15 protein-coding genes are annotated in these 18,151 nt (G+C 72.0%); 6 read left to right on the top strand and 9 right to left on the bottom strand.

Annotated elements, in window-relative coordinates:
* Positions 1–69: 69 nt before the first annotated feature.
* Both AB0H82_RS22900 and AB0H82_RS22905 read right to left on the bottom strand, forming a co-directional pair.
* Positions 70–942 (bottom strand): hypothetical protein, encoded by an 873-nt coding sequence (locus AB0H82_RS22900; protein WP_362995498.1) that lies wholly within the window; start codon positions 940–942, stop codon positions 70–72.
* Between the two features lie 5 nt (positions 943–947).
* Complete coding sequence (locus tag AB0H82_RS22905) at positions 948–1,595, bottom strand: papain-like cysteine protease family protein (RefSeq protein ID WP_362995500.1); 648 nt, start codon at positions 1,593–1,595, stop codon at positions 948–950.
* Between the two features lie 227 nt (positions 1,596–1,822).
* Between AB0H82_RS22905 and AB0H82_RS22910 the strand changes: the two genes are divergently transcribed.
* Entirely contained in the window at positions 1,823–2,842 is a 1,020-nt protein-coding gene (locus tag AB0H82_RS22910) for a hypothetical protein (RefSeq protein ID WP_362995502.1), read from the top strand.
* Between the two features lie 31 nt (positions 2,843–2,873).
* On the opposite strand, the gene AB0H82_RS22915 is transcribed toward AB0H82_RS22910, so the two are convergent.
* The gene (locus AB0H82_RS22915) at positions 2,874–3,299 is read right to left on the bottom strand and encodes a Rieske (2Fe-2S) protein (RefSeq protein ID WP_362995504.1); all 426 of its coding nucleotides are present in this window, start codon (positions 3,297–3,299) and stop codon (positions 2,874–2,876) included.
* Positions 3,300–3,476: 177 nt separating this feature from the next.
* Here AB0H82_RS22915 and AB0H82_RS22920 point away from each other — a divergent pair, with 177 nt between their 5' ends.
* Positions 3,477–4,439 carry a carbohydrate kinase gene (locus AB0H82_RS22920; protein WP_362995506.1) on the top strand — a complete coding sequence of 321 codons (963 nt, stop codon included), beginning with the start codon at positions 3,477–3,479 and terminating at the stop codon, positions 4,437–4,439.
* Positions 4,440–4,827: 388 nt separating this feature from the next.
* Here AB0H82_RS22920 and AB0H82_RS22925 read toward each other — a convergent pair whose 3' ends face one another.
* Together AB0H82_RS22925 and uvrA are read right to left on the bottom strand one after the other, a co-directional pair.
* Positions 4,828–5,592: a crotonase/enoyl-CoA hydratase family protein gene (locus AB0H82_RS22925; protein WP_362995508.1), complete on the bottom strand. Its 765-nt coding sequence runs from the start codon at positions 5,590–5,592 to the stop codon at positions 4,828–4,830.
* A 308-nt stretch (positions 5,593–5,900) separates the two neighbouring features.
* Positions 5,901–9,050, bottom strand: a complete 3,150-nt coding sequence (uvrA, locus tag AB0H82_RS22930) for an excinuclease ABC subunit UvrA (RefSeq protein WP_362995510.1) — start codon at positions 9,048–9,050, stop codon at positions 5,901–5,903.
* A gap of 229 nt (positions 9,051–9,279) precedes the next feature.
* Between uvrA and AB0H82_RS22935 the strand changes: the two genes are divergently transcribed.
* Together AB0H82_RS22935 and AB0H82_RS22940 are read left to right on the top strand one after the other, a co-directional pair.
* Positions 9,280–9,963 (top strand): maleylpyruvate isomerase family mycothiol-dependent enzyme, encoded by a 684-nt coding sequence (locus AB0H82_RS22935; protein ID WP_362995512.1) that lies wholly within the window; start codon positions 9,280–9,282, stop codon positions 9,961–9,963.
* 10 nt (positions 9,964–9,973) lie between these two features.
* Positions 9,974–10,630: an MBL fold metallo-hydrolase gene (locus AB0H82_RS22940; RefSeq protein WP_362995514.1), complete on the top strand. Its 657-nt coding sequence runs from the start codon at positions 9,974–9,976 to the stop codon at positions 10,628–10,630.
* Positions 10,631–10,651: 21 nt separating this feature from the next.
* Here AB0H82_RS22940 and aroQ read toward each other — a convergent pair whose 3' ends face one another.
* Positions 10,652–11,116 (bottom strand): type II 3-dehydroquinate dehydratase, encoded by a 465-nt coding sequence (aroQ, locus tag AB0H82_RS22945; protein WP_362995516.1) that lies wholly within the window; start codon positions 11,114–11,116, stop codon positions 10,652–10,654.
* An 86-nt stretch (positions 11,117–11,202) separates the two neighbouring features.
* On the opposite strand from aroQ, the gene AB0H82_RS22950 reads away from it, so the two are divergent.
* The gene (locus AB0H82_RS22950) at positions 11,203–12,249 is read left to right on the top strand and encodes a S66 peptidase family protein (RefSeq protein ID WP_362995611.1); all 1,047 of its coding nucleotides are present in this window, start codon (positions 11,203–11,205) and stop codon (positions 12,247–12,249) included.
* A 98-nt stretch (positions 12,250–12,347) separates the two neighbouring features.
* Entirely contained in the window at positions 12,348–13,658 is a 1,311-nt protein-coding gene (locus tag AB0H82_RS22955; RefSeq protein ID WP_362995518.1) for an MFS transporter, read from the top strand.
* Here AB0H82_RS22955 and AB0H82_RS22960 read toward each other — a convergent pair.
* The 3 genes from AB0H82_RS22960 to AB0H82_RS22970 all read right to left on the bottom strand — a co-directional run bounded on the left by AB0H82_RS22960 (position 13,648) and on the right by AB0H82_RS22970 (position 18,114).
* Positions 13,648–14,748 carry an ionic transporter y4hA gene (locus AB0H82_RS22960; protein ID WP_362995520.1) on the bottom strand — a complete coding sequence of 367 codons (1,101 nt, stop codon included), beginning with the start codon at positions 14,746–14,748 and terminating at the stop codon, positions 13,648–13,650. The two genes, AB0H82_RS22955 and AB0H82_RS22960, sit on opposite strands and share 11 nt — an antisense overlap.
* A gap of 88 nt (positions 14,749–14,836) precedes the next feature.
* Positions 14,837–15,835, bottom strand: coding sequence for a TerC family protein (locus tag AB0H82_RS22965; RefSeq protein WP_362995522.1), 999 nt, complete (start codon positions 15,833–15,835; stop codon positions 14,837–14,839).
* 251 nt (positions 15,836–16,086) lie between these two features.
* Positions 16,087–18,114 (bottom strand): TerD family protein, encoded by a 2,028-nt coding sequence (locus tag AB0H82_RS22970; RefSeq protein ID WP_362995524.1) that lies wholly within the window; start codon positions 18,112–18,114, stop codon positions 16,087–16,089.
* Between the last annotated feature and the right edge of the window lie 37 nt (positions 18,115–18,151).

The raw sequence follows: 18,151 nt of genomic DNA on the forward strand, positions 1-18,151 counted from the left end.
CAGTCCGGGGCGGCGTACTGATCAGCCGGTGGGAGCGGCGGCCGGTGGCCCGGCCGCCGCTCGCGGGGGTCAGCCCGCCTGCCGTGCGGCGCGGCGCCGGACGAGCGCCGCTCCGGAGAGGCCGAGGGCGAGCAGGGCGCCCGCGCCCGCTATCGAGGAGGCCACCGTGACCGGCCCTTCGTCCTGGACGGAGGCCTGCGCGGGGGCCTCGGCGGGGGCCTGCGCGGGCTTCCCCGTGTCGTAGCCGCCCGCCTTGCCGGACTTCTCGTAGGCGGAGCCGGGCAGCTTGTCGCCGTACGCCTTCCGTACACGGTCGCGGTAGGCGGCGACCGTCGTCCCGTCGGCGCCCACGGCGCGTACCGCGTCCTTGTCGAGGGGCAGCACGCGCGCGTGGTCGCCGTCCCGGTCGTCCCGGACGTACCAGGCGTTGATCTGCGGCTCGTGGAAGACGGTGCCTCCGGGGGCCTTCTTCGCGCCCACGCGCGCGTAGTGGGTCTCGTCGTCCCCGGTGGCGATGTTCACGACCTGCCACGAGCCGCCCCGCTCGACGGTCCAGAGGGAGGCTTCCTGGCCGTCGGAGGAGACCGCCTTGCTGGCGAGGAACTGCAGGCGGGCGATCGGCGCGCCCTTCTTGCCGGCGACGAAGTCCGCGGAGAGGTAGTACACGGGCACGGCCTTGCCCTCGACCCGCGGGTCGGCGGCCGACCTGGTGACCGCTCCCTCCCGCGAGAAGAAGCGGGAGAGCGTGTCGAGGGTCTTCGGCGCCCCGGCCGCGCGGTGCGCCGCGTCGCGGGACGCGGCGGAGGGCACCGGCGGGCCGGAGTCGGCGGAGGCAGCGGGGGCCGCGAGGCCGAGGAGCAGGGCGGCGGCCGTGCCCGCGAGCGCGGTCCCTGCCAGGGGGCGGGGGAGGTGGCGGGTCTGGCGGGGAAGGTGACGGGTCATCGCTCTCACGCCCCGATCCGGTACAGCGAGTGGGTCCAGGAGAAGGTGTCGTTGTCGACGTACCAGGCGTGCGAGGCCCAGTTGTAGCGGTCGCTTGAGGGCCACGGGTCGCCCCAGTAGACCCAGCTGCTCGCGTCGTCGTAGCCGTAGATGACATGCATGTGGCCGCCGCCGTTGGACCACTGGATGCGGGTCTCGACCGGGCGGTTCGCGTTGATCTCGGTCTGCACGGTCGAGTACCGCAGCCAGCCGGTGACGTACGAGCCGGGGTTGACGCCCGCCCAGCGCAGGCCGTTCTGGACGTTGCCGAGTGTGGCCTGGTTGTTGGGGCACTCGGTGTTCTGGCTGCGCCCGAAGGCGGCGTTGCAGAACTGGTTCTGGCTGTAGTTGCGGCCCATGAAGGTCGCGATGGTGTTGCCGGCCGCGGCCCAGCACCAGTTGGTCTTCTGCTGTGCCTGCATGGTGATGTTCAGCCGCTTGGCGGCGAGTACGGACGGGTCGGCGGCGGTCGCGGCCGACGTGGCGGGGGCCGGGGCCGGGGCCGCCGTGGCCGTGGCCGCGGGTGCGGTCAGGAGCGCCGCGGTGACGGCGGCGAGCACGCAGAGACGTCTGCGTCTTCCCGTGCTGCTGCTCCTGCTGATCGGTGGGCGCATCGCGTTCCTCCCGAGCGGGGATGTGGGGTGTGGAGGAGCGCGTCCGGACGCTGCGATTGAGCATCGAGTGTTGTCGGGTGCAGGTCAACACGCTTCAATGCGGAATTACTTGGGCCGTGAACGGCGGCGTACGGATGTGAACGGACGTCGTACGCCGACCTGGTGGCCCGCTCCGACCGGCGCGAACGCCGGGCGGCTGGAGTGAACGTTCACAGATAGGGGCCCCCATGCGGCACGCCACCCGGTACGCGCAAGGCGCGCCCGCGGACGCGGCACGGACGGCGGAGGACGCGGTACGGACGACGGACGCGGCACGGACGGCGGACGACGAGCCCGCGGAGCTGGCGGCCGCCCTGCGCACCGGCCCGTTCCACCTCGCGCTGCGCACCGCCATCGCCACCCGGCGGCTGCCCCTGCAGCGCATCCGCCACCACCTGGTCCGGCACGGCGTCAATGTCGGCGTGACGAGCCTGAGTTACTGGCAGCAGGGCGCCCGCCGCCCCCAGCGCGCCGAGTCCCTGCGCGCCGTGCGGGCCCTGGAGGAGATCCTTCAGCTCCCGGAGGAGTCACTGATCCGGCTGCTCGTCCGGCCGGCCGAGCGCGCCGACCGGACCCGGCCCGCCGCCCGCTCGTACCGCTCCCTGGTGGAGGCCTCCGACGTGCTGCGCTCGCTCCTCGCCGAGCTCGGCTCCCCCGTCGACGGCGGGCTGCACACCATCGGCCACCACGAGCGGGTGCGGATCGGCGCGGGCCGCGAGTTGGTCGGCCGCGAGTCGCAGCACGTCGTGCGCGCCCACCGGGACGGCGTGGACCGCTATGTGGCCATCCACCACGGCGATCCCGGGTGCGCTCCCGACCGCGTCCGCGTGCGTGCCCTGGAGAACTGCCGCACGGGACGCGTGCGCTGGCACCAGGGGACGGGGGTGCTGGTCGCCGAGCTGCTCTTCGACGCGCGGCTGCGTGCGGGCGACACCCATCTGTTCGGCTACGGCTTCGAGGACGGCACGGCCGGGGAAGCCACCGAGTACCAGCGCGGCTTCACCTACGCGGGCGGTCAGTACGCGCTGCAGATCCGCTACGACGACGCGGCCCTGCCCGTACGCTGCCACCGCTTCACCCAGCACTCCGCGGCGGCCCCGCGCGGCGGCCGCCAGGAGCTGACGCTGAGCGGCAGCCACCGCTCGGTGCACGTGGTCGAGCCGCAGGTGCGGGCGGGGATCCTGGGGATCGCATGGGACTGGGAATGAGCCCGTGCCCTCCCTGCCCTCCGGAAGGAGGCTAGGCGTTCTTCTCCGGGCCCGCGACGATCTTGCCGTTCTCCACCTTCACCGGCAGCTCGACGAGCGGCTCGACGGCCGGTTCCTTCAGCACCTTGCCGTTCATGGCGTCGAACTGGCTGCCGTGGCACTGGCAGACCAGCTTGTGCCCCTCCAGGTTCTGGATGGGGCAGCGCGCGTGGGTGCAGATCGTGCTGTACGCCTTGTACTCGTCGTCGGAGATCCGGCTGACCACGACGTTGCTGTCCTTGTACAGCTTCGACGCGCCCACCTTCACGTCGTCGGCCTTCCCGAGATCCACCGGCGCGGTCGGGACCGACCGGTTCGATCCGTCGCCGGACGAGCAGGCGGTGAGCCCGAGTCCGACGGCCGGGGCGAGAGCGGCGGCCCGCAGCACGGTGCGGCGGGCGGGGGGCGTGCCGGACATGGTGTCTCCACAGGTCAGAGGCGTCATCGGTGACGGATCAGACCATACCGGCGCACAGCGCCGCGTCCGTGTCGGGCACGGGCGTGCCCGAGTGCCGCCCGCTTCCGTGCGCGGGCCCGCGCACGGCCTAGCCTGAGCGGGCGAGACGGCCCAGACAGCGCCCGAGAGGAACCACCCGTGATTGTCGTCGCAGGAGAGGCCCTGATCGACCTCGTACCGCAGGGAGTGGGCGGCGGAACGGACGAGGGGGCGGGCGCGGAGGCGGCGGGCGGCGCGGGGCTGCCCGTGCTCGCGCCGCGGCTCGGCGGCGGCCCGTACAACACCGCCGTGGCGCTCGGCCGGCTCGGCTCCCCCGTCGCGTTCTGCTCGCGCGTCTCGCGGGACGCGTTCGGCGAGGCGCTGCTCGACGGGTTGCGGGCGGCCGGCGTGGAGGTCGCCGCCGACGGACTGCCCGTGCAGCGCGGCCAGGAACCGACGACGCTCGCCGTCGCCTCGATCGGCGCGGACGGCTCGGCCGGGTACACCTTCTATGTCGAGGGCACGGCCGACCGGCTCTTCGAGGCCCCCGACCGGCTCCCCGACGGCGTACGGGCGATGTCGTTCGGCACCTGCTCGCTCGTCCTGGAGCCGGGCGCGAGCGCGTACGAGGAACTGATGCGCCGGGCGGCGGCACGCGGCGTCTTCACCGCCCTCGACCCCAACGTACGGGCCGGTCTGATCCCGGACGCGGACGCCTACCGGGCGCGGTTCAAGAGCTGGCTGCCGTCGGTCTCGCTCCTCAAGCTGTCGCAGGAGGACGCCGACTGGCTCGGCGGCACCCCGCACGAGTGGCTGGCCTCGGGGCCCGCCGCGGTGGTCGTCACCCGGGGCGGCGACGGCCTGTCGCTGTACACGCGGAACGGCACGGAGCTCCGCGTACCCGGCGAGGCGGTCGACGTGGTGGACACGATCGGCGCGGGCGACACCGTCAACGCGGCGCTGCTGCACGGCCTTTCGGCCCGGGACGCGCTGTCACCGGAGGCGCTGGCCGGTCTCGGCACCGAGACCTGGACCGACGTACTGCGGTTCGCGACACGCGCGGCGGCCCTGACCTGCTCGCGCGCAGGAGCGGAGCCGCCGTACGCGGCGGAACTGGCCTGAGGGGCCGCCGCGGGGCTCCGCCATGGGGCTCGGGCCGTAGGGCTCGATGCCTTCGGAGCCACACGGGGGTAGGGAGGTGCGCCGGGGCAGGGGGTCACGGGGGCGGGAGGCGACGCCGGGCCTGGGAGTCGCGGGGGCAGGAGGCGACGCTGGGGCAGGGAGCCGCGGGGAGGAGAAGGCCACGCCGGGACAGGGGTGACGCCGAGGCAGGGAGCACGCGGGAGCAGAAAGCCACGCCAGGGCAGGGGTGACGCCTAGGCAGAGAGTCGCGGGGGCAGGAGGCTACGCCGGGCAGGGAGTCACGGAGGCAGGAGGCCACGCCGGCGCAGAGGTCACGCCGAGGCAGAGGTCACGCCAAGCCAGGGAGTCGCGCGGGGCGGGGGCGTTCTCAGCGGTCCGTGAATACTCCGTGCCGGCCCGCTCCCGCGGCGAAGCGTGCCGCGCCCTCGGCTGCCCCGGCCAGGGAGTGCAGGCCGTGGCGCAGCTCGCCGGCCATCGCCTCCCGTTCGGGCAGGCCGCTCTGTTCGAGCAGGGAGAGCCGGTCGTGCCGCAGGCAGGTCTGCGGGAACGCGGCGATCTCGGCGGCGAGGCGCTCGGCCGCGGCGCGCGAGGTACCGACGGGGACGGTCCGGTTCACCAGCCCCATGCCGAGCGCCTCCGCGGCGCCGACGGGGCGGCCGGTCAGGATGAGGTCCAGGGCGCGTCCCTCCCCGATGAGGCGGGGCAGCCGCACCGTCCCGCCGTCGATGAGCGGGACTCCCCAGCGGCGGCAGAACACCCCGAGGACGGCGTCCTCCTCGGCGACGCGCAGGTCGCACCAGAGGGCGAGTTCGAGGCCTCCCGCGACGGCGTGGCCGGAGATCGCCGCGATCACCGGTTTGGACAGGCGCATCCGGGTGGGGCCCATGGGGCCGTCGCCTTCCTCGGACACCTCGTTGCCGTCGGGGGTTCCGATGGCCTTGAGGTCCGCGCCGGCGCAGAAGGTGCCACCCTCGCCCCACAGGACGGCGACGGCGGCGTCCGGGTCGGCTTCGAAGGCGCGGAAGGCATCGGCGAGGGCGCGGGCGGTGGGGCCGTCGACGGCGTTCCGCGCGGCGGGGCGGGACAGCACGATGGTGGTGACGAGGCCTGCGCGTTCGCTGCGTACGGGCATGTGCCAAGCCGACCACGGGAACGCGGCACCCGACAAGACGTGTTCGGGCCGCCGCCCGCCCCCGTCCGGACAGCGCGAAGCGCCCCGCCCCAGGTGGGGGCGGGGCGCTTCGATCGGGCCCGGGCGGCCGGGCCGGCCCGCGCGAATACGGCCACGCCGTGCGGACCCGGCCAGGCCCTGCGGACCCGATCAGGCCTTGCCGACCCGACCCGCCCCGGACCCTGCGGACCCGGTCAACCGATCCCGCAAGGCCTTACCGAACCGACCCCAGCCGAGCGGACCCGCTCAGGCAGGCCCAGCGGACCTGCTCAGGCCTTGCGGGCCCGCGTCGTCTTCTTCGCGGCGGTCGCCTTCTTGGTGGCGACCGTCTTCTTGGTAGCGGCTGCCTTCTTCGGAGCTGCCGTCTTCTTCGCGGCGGCCGCCTTCCGAGTGCTGGCGGACGCCTTCGTAGAGGCGGCCTTCTTCGCGGGGGTGTCCGTCCGGGCCGTGGCCGTCTTCTTGACGGCCACAGCGCTCGCGGCCACCGTCTTCTTGGCCGCGGTCTTCTTGGCGGCGGACTTCTTAGCGGCGCCCTTACCGCCCCCACGCCCCTGCGAGGGCATCGCGTCACTGATCCGGTCGGCCGAGATGATGTCCCGCAGGAACTTGCCGGTGTGGCTGGCCGGCACTCCCGCGACCTCCTCGGGGGTGCCCTCGGCGACGACGAGACCGCCGCCGTTGCCCCCCTCGGGGCCCATGTCGACGACCCAGTCCGCGGTCTTGATCACGTCGAGGTTGTGCTCGATGACGATGACCGTGTTGCCCTTGTCGACAAGGCCGGAGAGGACCGTGATCAGCTTGCTGATGTCCTCGAAGTGGAGACCGGTGGTCGGCTCGTCCAGGACGTACACGGTCCGGCCCGTCGACCGCTTCTGGAGCTCGGAGGCCAGCTTCACGCGCTGGGCCTCGCCTCCGGAGAGCGTGGGCGCCGACTGGCCGAGGCGCACGTAACCGAGGCCGACGTCGTTGAGCGTCCTCAGGTGACGGGCGATGGCGGGCACGGCCTCGAAGAAGTCGAGCGCCTCCTCGATGGGCATGTCGAGGACCTCGGCGATGGACTTGCCCTTGTAGTGCACGTCCAGCGTCTCGCGGTTGTACCGCGCACCGTGGCAGACCTCGCACGGGACGTACACGTCCGGGAGGAAGTTCATCTCGATCTTGATGGTGCCGTCACCGGAGCAGTTCTCGCAGCGGCCGCCCTTGACGTTGAAGGAGAAGCGCCCGGGGAGATAGCCCCGCACCTTCGCCTCCATGGTCTCCGCGAAGAGCTTGCGGACGTGGTCGAAGACTCCGGTGTACGTCGCCGGGTTCGACCGCGGGGTGCGGCCGATGGGCGACTGGTCGACGTGGACGACCTTGTCGACGAGGTCGTCGCCCTCCACGCGCGTGTGGCGGCCGGGGACGGACCTGGCGCCGTTCAGCTCACGGGCCAGGTGGGTGTAGAGGATGTCGTTGACCAGCGTCGACTTGCCGGAGCCGGAGACGCCGGTGACCGCCGTGAGCACGCCGAGCGGGAAGGAGACGTCGATGTCCTGGAGGTTGTTCTCCCGGGCGCCGTGCACCGTCAGCTGCCGGGACGGGTCGGCCGGGCGGCGCATGTCCGGCACCGGGATGGCCTTCTTGCCCGAGAGGTACTGACCGGTGATGGACTTGTCGTTGGCGAGGAGCTCCTTCATGGAGCCGCTGTGCACGACCTTTCCGCCGTGCTCGCCCGCGCCGGGGCCGATGTCGACGACCCAGTCGGCGACCTTGATCGTGTCCTCGTCGTGCTCGACGACGATGAGGGTGTTGCCCATGTCGCGCAGGCGGACGAGGGTCTCGATCAGGCGGTGGTTGTCGCGCTGGTGGAGGCCGATGGACGGCTCGTCCAGGACGTACAGGACACCGACCAGGCCGGAGCCGATCTGGGTGGCCAGGCGGATGCGCTGGGCCTCGCCTCCGGAGAGGGTGCCCGCGGCGCGGTTCAGCGAGAGGTAGTCCAGGCCGACGTCGACCAGGAAGCGCAGCCGCTCGTTGACCTCCTTGAGGACGCGCTCGGCGATCTTCTTGTCGCGGGCGCCCAGCCTCAGCTCGGCGAGGAAGTCCGCGCAGTCGCTGATGGACATCGCGGAGACCTCGGCGATCGACTTCCCCATGACCGTGACGGCCAGGACGATCGGCTTGAGGCGGGTGCCCTCACAGGTGGGGCAGGGCACCTCGCGCATGTAGCCCTCGAAGCGCTCGCGGCTGGCGTCGCTCTCGGCCTCGCTGTGGCGGCGCTTGACGAAGGGGACGGCACCTTCGAAGGCGGTGGTGTAGACCCGCTCGCGGCCGTACCGGTTCCGGTAGCGGACCTCGATCTGGGTCTTGTGGCCGTACAGGAGGGCCTTCTTGGCGCGCTGCGGGAGTCCGGCCCACGGCATGTCGGTGGAGAAGCCGAGGGCGTCGGCGAGGGCTCCGACGAGCCGGCCGAAGTATTCCTTGGTGTGGCCGTGCGACCAGGGGTGGATGGCGCCCTCGTCGAGCGACTTGTCCTCGTCCGGGACGATCAGCTCGGGGTCGACCTCCATGCGCGTGCCGATGCCGGTGCAGTCGGGGCAGGCGCCGAAGGGCGAGTTGAAGGAGAAGGAGCGGGGCTCCAGCTCTTCGAAGGACAGGTCGTCGTACGGGCAGTAGAGGTGCTCCGAGTACATGCGCTCGCGCTCGGGGTCGTCCTCGGCGAGGTCGACGAAGTCGAGCACGACCATGCCGCCGGAGAGGCCGAGGGCGGTCTCCACGGAGTCGGTCAGGCGGCGCTTGGCGGAGTCCTTCACCGTGAGGCGGTCGACGACCACCTCGATGGTGTGCTTCTCCTGCTTCTTGAGCGTGGGCGGCTCGGAGAGCTGGATGGTCTGTCCGTCGACCCGCGCGCGGGAGTACCCCTTCGTCTGCAGGTCGGCGAAGAGGTCGACGAACTCGCCCTTGCGCTCGCGCACCAGCGGCGACAGGACCTGGAAGCGGCTGCCCTCGGGCAGCTCAAGGACCTTGTCGACGATGGCCTGCGGCGACTGGCGGGAGATGGGGCGGCCGCACTCGGGACAGTGCGGCTTGCCGATGCGCGCGAAGAGCAGGCGCAGGTAGTCATAGACCTCGGTGATCGTGCCGACCGTCGAGCGCGGGTTGCGCGAGGTCGACTTCTGGTCGATGGAGACCGCCGGGGAGAGGCCCTCGATGAAGTCGACGTCCGGCTTGTCCATCTGACCGAGGAACTGCCGGGCGTACGAGGAGAGGGACTCGACGTACCGCCGCTGGCCCTCGGCGAAGATCGTGTCGAACGCGAGCGAGGACTTGCCCGACCCGGAGAGTCCGGTGAAGACGATGAGGGAGTCACGCGGGAGGTCGAGCGAGACGTTCTTGAGATTGTGCTCGCGCGCGCCACGGACGATGAGACGGTCGGCCACGCCGGTCCGCACCTTTCTTGAGAGTGGTGACAGGGGCAGAACCCCGGTCGTTCACAGACTAGGGCGAGCCACTGACAACGCCGGGCTGCTTCCCTGGTTCCACATGCACAACAAACCCGGACCTTCAAGAATGCCCGATGCCTCTCTCGACCATATAGCACGTGCATTCGAATTACGGTCGGCTCCGGAGCTCTTCACCCGAACGTGTGGCGCAGCTATCGTCGACCGCATGATTGATCATGTGCGCGACCTGGCGTCTGTACGGGACGCGACCGAACGGCTGCTCAGCGCAGCGGCGAAATGGGACAGTGCCGCGATCTCCGAGCCGTCCCGGCTCCCGGGCTGGACCCGCGGCCACGTCCTCGCCCACCTCGCGCGGAACGCGGACGCCCTGGTGAACGTCCTGGCCGGCCGGCCGATGTACGTCAGCGCGGAGGCGCGGGACGCCGACATCGCGCGCGACGCCCCGCGGCCGCTGGGCGTGCAGCTCGACGACGTGCGGGAGAGCGCGGGCCGCTTCGAGGCGCAGGCCGCGGTCCCCGCCGACTGGTCCCGGACGATCACGATGCGCAATGGCGTGACCGACTCCGCGTCGCGGGTGCCGTTCCGGCGGTGGGTGGAGGTCGAGCTGCACCACGTCGACCTCGGCGTCGGCTACGAGCTGGAGGACCTGCCCGAGGAGTTCGTGCAGCGGGAGATCACGTTCCTGACGGCACGCTTCGCGGGGAACCCCGACGTGCCGCCCACCTGGATCACGAACGGCACGCACACCTGGAGCACCGGCCGCCGGGGCGACGCCGAGGTCACCGTCTCCGGGTCCGCGCCCGACCTGGTCGGCTGGCTCGCCGGCCGGCGCGACGGCTCCGCACTCACGGCCGAAGGCGGCCTCCTGCCCGCCCTGCCCCCGCTATAGGCTGACGCACATGACGTACAGCGGAGCGGTGAAGGTCGGCGGACCCGCGGATGTGCACGAGCTGCCGGACCTGATGATCTCGAAGGTCGCGGTCGGGCCGATGGACAACAACGCCTACCTGCTGCGCTGCCGGGCCACCGGCGAGCAGCTGCTGATCGACGCGGCGAACGACGCCGGGACGCTGCTGACGCTGATCGGTGACGACGGCATCGCGTCCGTCGTCACCACGCATCAGCACGGCGACCACTGGCAGGCCCTCGCCGACGTCGTCTCGGCGACCGGCGCGCGGACCTACGCGGGCCGCGAGGACGCCGCGGGCATCCCCGTCCCGACGGACGTCCTGGTCGACGACGGCGACACCATCACGGTCGGTCGGGTCACGCTGACCGCGCGCCACCTGGTGGGCCACACCCCCGGCTCGATCGCGCTCGTCTACGACGACCCGCACGGCCACGCGCACGTGTTCACCGGCGACTGCCTCTTCCCGGGCGGCGTCGGCAACACGTGGAAGGACCCGAAGGCCTTCGCGAGCCTCATCGACGACGTCGAGACGAAGATCTTCGGGACGCTCTCGGACGAGACGTGGGTCTATCCCGGCCACGGCGGCGACACGACGCTCGGCGCCGAGCGGCCGCATCTCGCCGAGTGGCGCGCGCGGGGCTGGTGAACCGAGGGGCGCGCGTACGCGTCAGGCGCGGGCGGCGACCAGCGCCGCGACCCGCTCCACCGCGAACGCGTACCCCTGCACACCGCAGCCCGCGATGACGCCGTCGGCGCGCTGCGAGACGTAGCTGTGGTGCCGGAACGCCTCGCGCTGGTGAATGTTGGAGATGTGCACCTCCAACACCGGCATTCCGTCACAGGTGTTGAGCGCGTCCAGGATCGCGACGGACGTGTGGGAGTAGGCCGCGGGGTTGATGACGATGCCCACGTGGTGCTCGCGCGCCTCGTGGATCCAGTCGACCAACTCGCCCTCGTGGTTGCTCTGTCGCAGGTCCACGGTGCCGCCGTGCGCGGCCGCCGCCTTGGCGCACAGGGTCTCGACGTCGGCGAGGGTGTCCGTGCCGTAGATCTCCGGCTGGCGGAGGCCGAGGAGGTTCAGGTTCGGGCCGTTCAGGACCATGATCGGGGCGGTGGCGAGGCTGCGCGTCATAAGGGAGGTCTATCACGCCTCCCGCGCGCGGGAGGGGCCCGAAGTCGGATGCGCTCTCCGTAGTGCCCGCCTACGCTCCCGTCATGATCGTCGAACCCGTGTACCCGCCGAAGCCCTCGCCGGGCGACCGCGTCGCCGTGCTCTCCCCCTCCAGCGGGCTGCCCGAACTCTTCCCGCTCCCCTACGAACTGGGCCTGAAGCGCCTCCGCGAGGAGTTCGGCCTGGAACCCGTCGAGTATCCGACGACCCGGAAGATGGGTTCGACACCCCGGGAGCGGGCCGACGACCTGCACGCGGCGTTCACCGATCCGACCGTCAAGGCGGTCATCGCGAGCATCGGCGGCGACGACCAGATCACCGTCCTGCCGTACCTGGACCGGGAGTTGATCCGCGCGCACCCGAAGCCGTTCTTCGGCTGGAGCGACAACACCAATCTGCTCGCCCATCTGTGGCAGTCCGGCATCGTCGGCTATCACGGCGCGTCCGTCATGTGCGAGCTCGGCCGCCCCGGCGCCATGGCACCGCAGACCGCGGACTCGCTGCGCGCCGCGCTCTTCACCTCAGGCCCCTACGAACTGCGTCCCGCCGAGCGCTATCGCGACGTCGACCTGCCCTGGGAGGACCCCGCGCTCCTCCTGGCGGAACCGTCCACGGAGCCGGGCGGCGGCTGGCTCTGGCACGGGCCCGAGCGGGTCGTGGAGGGCCGCTCCTGGGGCGGCAACCTGGAGATACTCTCCTGGCTCCTGATGGCGGACCGCGAGATCCAGCGGGACCTGTCGGCGTACGACGGCTGCGTCCTGTTCCTGGAGACGTCGGAGGAACTGCCCGCCGCCGACGACGTGTTCCGCATCCTGCGGAACATGGGCGAGCGCGGGCTGCTGCACCGCTTCCCCGCCCTCCTGATGGGCCGCGCCAAGGCCTGGTCCTTCCAGCGCCCCTCGGACACCGCCGGGAAGGCGGCGTACGTCCGCGAGCAGCGCGAGGCCGTCCAGAAGGCGCTCGCCGCGTACGCGCCGGGGACCATGGCGGTCTTCGACGTGGACCTCGGGCACACCGATCCCCAAGTCGTCATCCCCTACGGGGGAATCGTGCGGGTCGACGGCCCGGCCCGCCGCATCACCGTGACCTACTAGACGACTAGACGTGACCTACTAGACGTGGCCTATTAGCCGGTCACAGCGAGGGCAGTCGCCATGCGTTACTGGCAGTGACTGTGGGTAGTTGATCCGGCATGCGCAAAACGAAGCCCCCACGCCCGGCCGCACCGCCGTCACTGCCGCGGCTCGCGGCCGCCTCGCTCGCCGGGACCGCCATCGAGTTCTACGACTTCTTCATCTACGGAACGGCCGCCGCACTGGTCCTGGGGCCGCTGTTCTTCCCCACCTTCTCGCCGCTCGCGGGCACGCTCGCCGCCTTCGCGACCTTCGGAGTGGGCTTCGTCGCGCGGCCCCTCGGCTCCATCCTCTTCGGGCACATCGGTGACCGGCACGGGCGACGGCCCGTGCTCATCGTGTCGCTGCTGCTCACCGGAGTCGCCACGGTCGCGGTCGGCTGCGTACCGACGTACGGGTCCATCGGAGCCGCCGCTCCCGTGCTGCTCCTCGTCCTGCGGTTCCTGCAGGGGCTCGGACTCGGGGGCGAGTGGGGCGGCGCCGTGCTGCTGACCGCGGAGCACGCGCCGCCCGAGCGGCGCGGCCTGTGGGCGAGCTTCCCGCAGGTCGGCCCCTCGATCGGATTCCTGCTCGCCAACGGCGTCATGCTCGCCCTGTCGGCGACGCTCACCGACGCGCAGTTCGCGGCCTGGGGATGGCGCGTGCCGTTCTGGGCGGCGGGGCTGCTCGTGGCGGCGGGCCTCGCGCTGCGCTCCTCGCTCGCGGAGAGCCCGGACTTCCTGCGCCTGCGTGAGCACGCGCGCGTGCCGCTCGCCGAAGTGGTGCGCGGACACTGGCGCCTCGTACTCCTGACGGCGGGCGCACTCGCCGTCGGGTACGCGGTGTTCTACGCCGTGACCACCTGGTCCCTCTCGTACGGCGTGGAGCGGCTCGGCGTCAGCCGCACGGTCATGCTGGCCTGCGTGATGGCGGCGGTGCTCGTGAAGGGCGCCCTGACGCCGGTGGCGGCCGTGCTCGGCGACCGGTACGGACGGCGGCCGCTGTGCCTGCTCGGGTGCGCCGCGTCGGCCCTGTGGATGTTCCCGATGGTCGCGCTGCTCTCGACCGGGGAGCCGCTGCTGATGTTCACCGGGTTCCTGGTGGCGATGCTCGCGTTCATCACGATGTTCGCGGTGATCGGCGCGTATCTGCCGGAGCTGTACGAGCCCCGGGTGCGCTGCACGGGCGCCGCGGTCGGCTACAACCTCGGCGGGGTGCTCGGGGGCGCGCTCACCCCGATCGTGGCGACGGCGGCGGCGCAGGGGGACGGGAAGCCGTGGGGTGTGGCCGCGTATCTGACGGGCATCGCGCTGCTGAGCCTCGGCTGCTTCGCGCTGCTTCCGGAGACACGGCCGGTCGTGAGCCCCGAGCCGGCGGCCGCTACGGGGTGACCGCGAGCTCCAGGAACGCCGCGAACAGCACCAGGTGGACCCCGCCCTGCAGCGGCGTGGCGCGCCCGGGCACGACCGTGAGCGTTCCGACGATCACGGTGAGCGCGAGCAGCACCATGTGGGTCGAGCTCAGGCCCAGCACGAGCGGGCCCGACAGCCACACGGACGCGACGGCGACGGCCGGGATGGTCAGCCCGATGCTGGCCATGGCCGAGCCGAGGGCGAGGTTCAGGCTGGTCTGCACGCGGTCGCGGCGGGTGGCGCGCACGGCCGCGATGGTCTCCGGGAGCAGCACGAGGAGCGCGATGATCACGCCGACGACGGCGTGCGGCATGCCGGCGCTCTCCACGCCGGACTCGATCGTCGGGGAGACGCCCTTGGCCAGGCCGACCACCCCGATCAGCGCCAGTGCGAGCAGCCCGAGGCTCATCAGCGCCGCCCGGGACGAGGGGCCCCCACCGTGGCCATCGGTGTCGATGACTTCGCCCTGCTTGGTGAGGGGCAGGAAGTATTCGCGGTGCCGCACGGTCTGGGTGGTGACGAAGATGCCGTAGAGGACGAGGGAGGCGACCGCGGCGAAGGTCAGCTGGGCGGTGGAGAACTCGGGGCCCTGTTTGGTGGTGGTGAACGTCGGCAGGACCAGGCAGAGCGTGGCCAGGGTCGCGACGGTCGCGAGGGCGGCGCCGGTGCCCTCGGGGTTGAAGACGGCGGTGCGGTGGCGCAGCGCGCCGACCAGGAGGCAGAGCCCGACGATGCCGTTGCAGGTGATCATCACGGCGGCGAAGACGGTGTCGCGGGCGAGAGTGGAGCTCTTGTCGCCGCCGTCGGCCATGAGGGTGACGATGAGGGCCACCTCGATGATCGTCACGGCGACCGCGAGGACGAGCGAGCCGAAGGGTTCGCCGACGCGGTGCGCGATCACCTCGGCGTGGTGGACGGCGGCGAGCACCGCCCCGGCGAGGACCAGCGTGACCACGGCGACGACCGGGCCCGGCAAGTCCCGCCCCCAGGTGAGCGCGAGAAGAAGGATCGCGAGGACCGGCACCACGGCCGTCCACTGCATGCCGAGCGCCCGGAGCCGAGTGACCATGACTCGATGCTGCCCCGGGCGCCTGGGTGCCGCTACTCGGTGCTCTCCCGCCCGGTGCCGGGCGGGAGAGCTGACCGTCAGGCCTTGATCAGGCCTCGATGCTGTCCTTGCGGGTGTCGTCCGCGGCCTCGGCCGCGGCCTGCCGCTCCTGCTTCTTGGAGGCGATGAGGCTGGTGATCGTCGTGATCACCAGGACGCCGCAGATGACGCCGAGCGAGACCGGGATGGAGATCTCGGGGACATGCACCCCGTTCTCGTGGAGGGCGTGCAGGACGAGCTTCACACCGATGAAGCCGAGGATCACCGACAGGCCGTAGCTGAGGTGGACCAGCTTCCTGAGCAGGCCGCCGATGAGGAAGTACAGCTGCCGCAGGCCCATCAGGGCGAAGGCGTTGGCCGTGAAGACGATGTACGGGTCCTGGGTGAGGCCGAAGATCGCGGGGATGGAGTCCATCGCGAAGAGCACGTCGGTGGTGCCGATGGCGAGCATGACGACCATGAGGGGCGTCATGATCTTCTTGCCGTTCTTCCGGACGAACAGCTTCGTGCCCTCGTACCGGTCGGAGACGCCGAACTTCTTCTCGATGGACTTCAGGAGGCGGTTCTCCTCCCAGTCCTCTTCCTCCTCGTCGGCACGGGCCTCCTGGATGAGCTTCCAGGCGGTGTAGATCAGGAACGCGCCGAAGATGTAGAAGACCCAGGAGAAGTTGGCGATGACCGCGGCGCCGGCGGCGATGAAGATCGCGCGCAGGACCAGCGCTATCAGCACGCCGAACAGCAGCACACGCTGCTGCAGATGGCTCGGCACCGAGAACTTCGCCATGATCAGGATGAAGACGAAGAGGTTGTCGACGGAGAGCGACTTCTCGGTGATGAAGCCCGCGAAGAACTCGCCGGACGCCTGGCTCTCGCCGGCGATCAGCAGGCCGAGGCCGAAGAGCGCCGCGAGGATGATCCAGACGACCGTCCAGACTCCGGCTTCCTTGATCGACACGTCATGGGGCTTGCGCCCGATGAAGAAGTCGACCGCGATCAGGGCACACAGACCGAGAACGGTCGTCACCCACATGGTCATTGAAACGTCCACTGCGCCTCCGGCTTCGTACGGCTACTGATCAGCGTCGTCGCTGCCGGAGGTCTCTTCCACCCGAGGCGGTCACCGCCATGGATCGGGCCGACGCCCCGGGACCGATGGCGGTCCGTATTGACGGGTACGTCGCAGCCGGGAGTACTCCCCTCCGCTGATGCAAGAGTACGCGAAACACCAAGCATTGGTAAAGGAGATGGCAAACAGAAGCCAAAATGCCTGGTCAGCGGAGTACAAAAGTCGCTTTGCCGTCAACGCCCGCCGTTGCGCCGGGCCGTGGCGACCTGGTCGAGGAGCCGCCGCAGGATCTGGCTGCCGTGCGGGACGACGGGTGGTTCGTACGTCCACGCGTGGCCGACCCACGGGTCGGCCAGGTGGTCGTCGGGCACCGGCGTCAGCCGCAGGAGCCCGCGCCACAGGGGGTCGAGCAGCGGGCCGTACTCGGCGGCGTCCTCGCGGTCGGCGACCATCATGAGATGCACACCGACGGCCGGGCCCTCGTCCGCGAGGTAGCGCAACTGGGTCACGGCGCGGTCGTCGAAGCCGTGCGGGAAGTCGTTGACGATCAGGAGCTGCTCGGCGGTGTCCAGGTCCGGGGGCAGCGCGTCGGCGGCACCGCCGCGGACCGCCATCTGCACCAGGTCGACGCGCTGGGTCAGCTTGGCGAGCACCTCGGAGACGCCGGCCGCGCCGGACGCCGGGGGCCCGGCGAGCACACCGGCCGTCACGAGCGGCGCGAGAGCGGGCGCGGCGGCTCCCGCCGCGTCGATGACGTGCACCTGGAACTCGTTCGCCGGATAGGCCGCGAGCAGCCGGGCCGCGTGCGCGACCGCGGTGTCGACGGCCAGCCGCCGCAGCTCGGTCGAGTCGGTGGCGTGGTTGGTCAGGGCCTTGCCGCTGTCGATCCACAGGCCCCGCTCCAGGGGCAGCCGGACGAGGAGCGGGATGCGGAGGTCGACACGCTCGGGGAGGTGCAGATCGCCGAGGCGCAGCGCCATGGGGATCTCCATGGGCGCGCGGTAGGCGTGCCAGGCGGGGCTGTGCCACGCCGCGTACGCCGGAGGGAGGGCGGGCTCGACGACGTCGGCCTCGGCGGCGAGCTGGGCGAGGTCGCGGTCGAGGGCGGCCCTGGCCCGGTCGACGAGGTCGGCGTGCCGGGCGCGGGCGGCCTCCCGAGCGGGGTCGGCCGCGCCTCCGATGCGGCTGCGCGGGTCGGAGAGCACCTTGTCGAGCTCCTGCTCCATGCGGGAGTCGGCGAAGTCGACGGCGCTCCGGTACGCCGCGGTGGTGCGGGCCAGGTCTTCGAACATGCCCCACACCTGGTTGTAGAGCCGCTCCTCCGGGGACCAGCCGGTGGCATCCCCGGCGACGGGCTGGGCGGGCTGCCCGGGCTGGGCCGGGGGCACGGCGGGCGGTGGCGGCGGGGGCGCGGTGGCCGGCCGTCGCCCCGGGTGGGTGTAGTCGACAGGGCCCGGGACGCTGGGCGGGGCCGGCGGGGCGGAAGCGCCGTCTGCGGCGGCCTGGCCCTGGGGCGCCGCGGCCCGGTCCGAGGCCGTGGGTCCCTGAGGCGTCGCGGCGCGGTCTGAGGCCGTGGGTCCCTGCGGCGACGCGGCCCGGTCCGAGGCCGTGGGTGCCTGGGGTGCCCGGTCAGTGGTGGCCGGGCCCTGGGGCGCGGTGCGCACCCGGGTGTCGGTGGGGCGGGGCGGCGGCACCGCCACCGAGCGGGCCAGGCCCTGGGCCACGGCGTCGTTGATCGCGCCTGCCAGCTCGCGGGCCTGGGGCAGGCCCTGGTCGGTGAGCATCTCGGCGAGGCCTGCCGCGTAGCCCTGCCCGATGGCGCGGACCTTCCAGGCGGCCTGGCGGCGGTAGAGCTCCAGGGCGACGACGGCGGACTCGGCGTCCAGGTCGGTGATGGTGTAGCTGGCGATCTCGGTGCCGTCGAGACCGGTGACCGCCACGAAGGGGGCGGCGAGGGCACGGAAACTGGCCGGGGCTCCGGCACCGACGGGCAGCGCCAGCAGGACGCTGACGCGGTGGACGGTGTCCGGCAGGGCGTCGAGGTCGACGGCGAGGCGGTGGTCGGCCGCCGCCTGCTTGGACACTTCGAGGCCCGGCAGGGTGGGCGAGCCCGGGTGGGCCACCCACTCCACACCGCGGACCCTGCCCCGGTCGTCGCCGAGCGTGGCGCCCGCCACGACCGGCCGGCCGGCCGATACGCGGATCTCCAGGCGGGTCGCGGGAAGCGGGTGGTTCTGCCCCCGCACCAGCTCGGCCGTCATCGCGTTCGTTCCCCCTCGTACGTACGGATGGTGCTCA

The sequence above is a fragment of the Streptomyces sp. NPDC050732 genome (assembly GCF_040654255.1).
Lineage (GTDB): Bacteria > Actinomycetota > Actinomycetes > Streptomycetales > Streptomycetaceae > Streptomyces.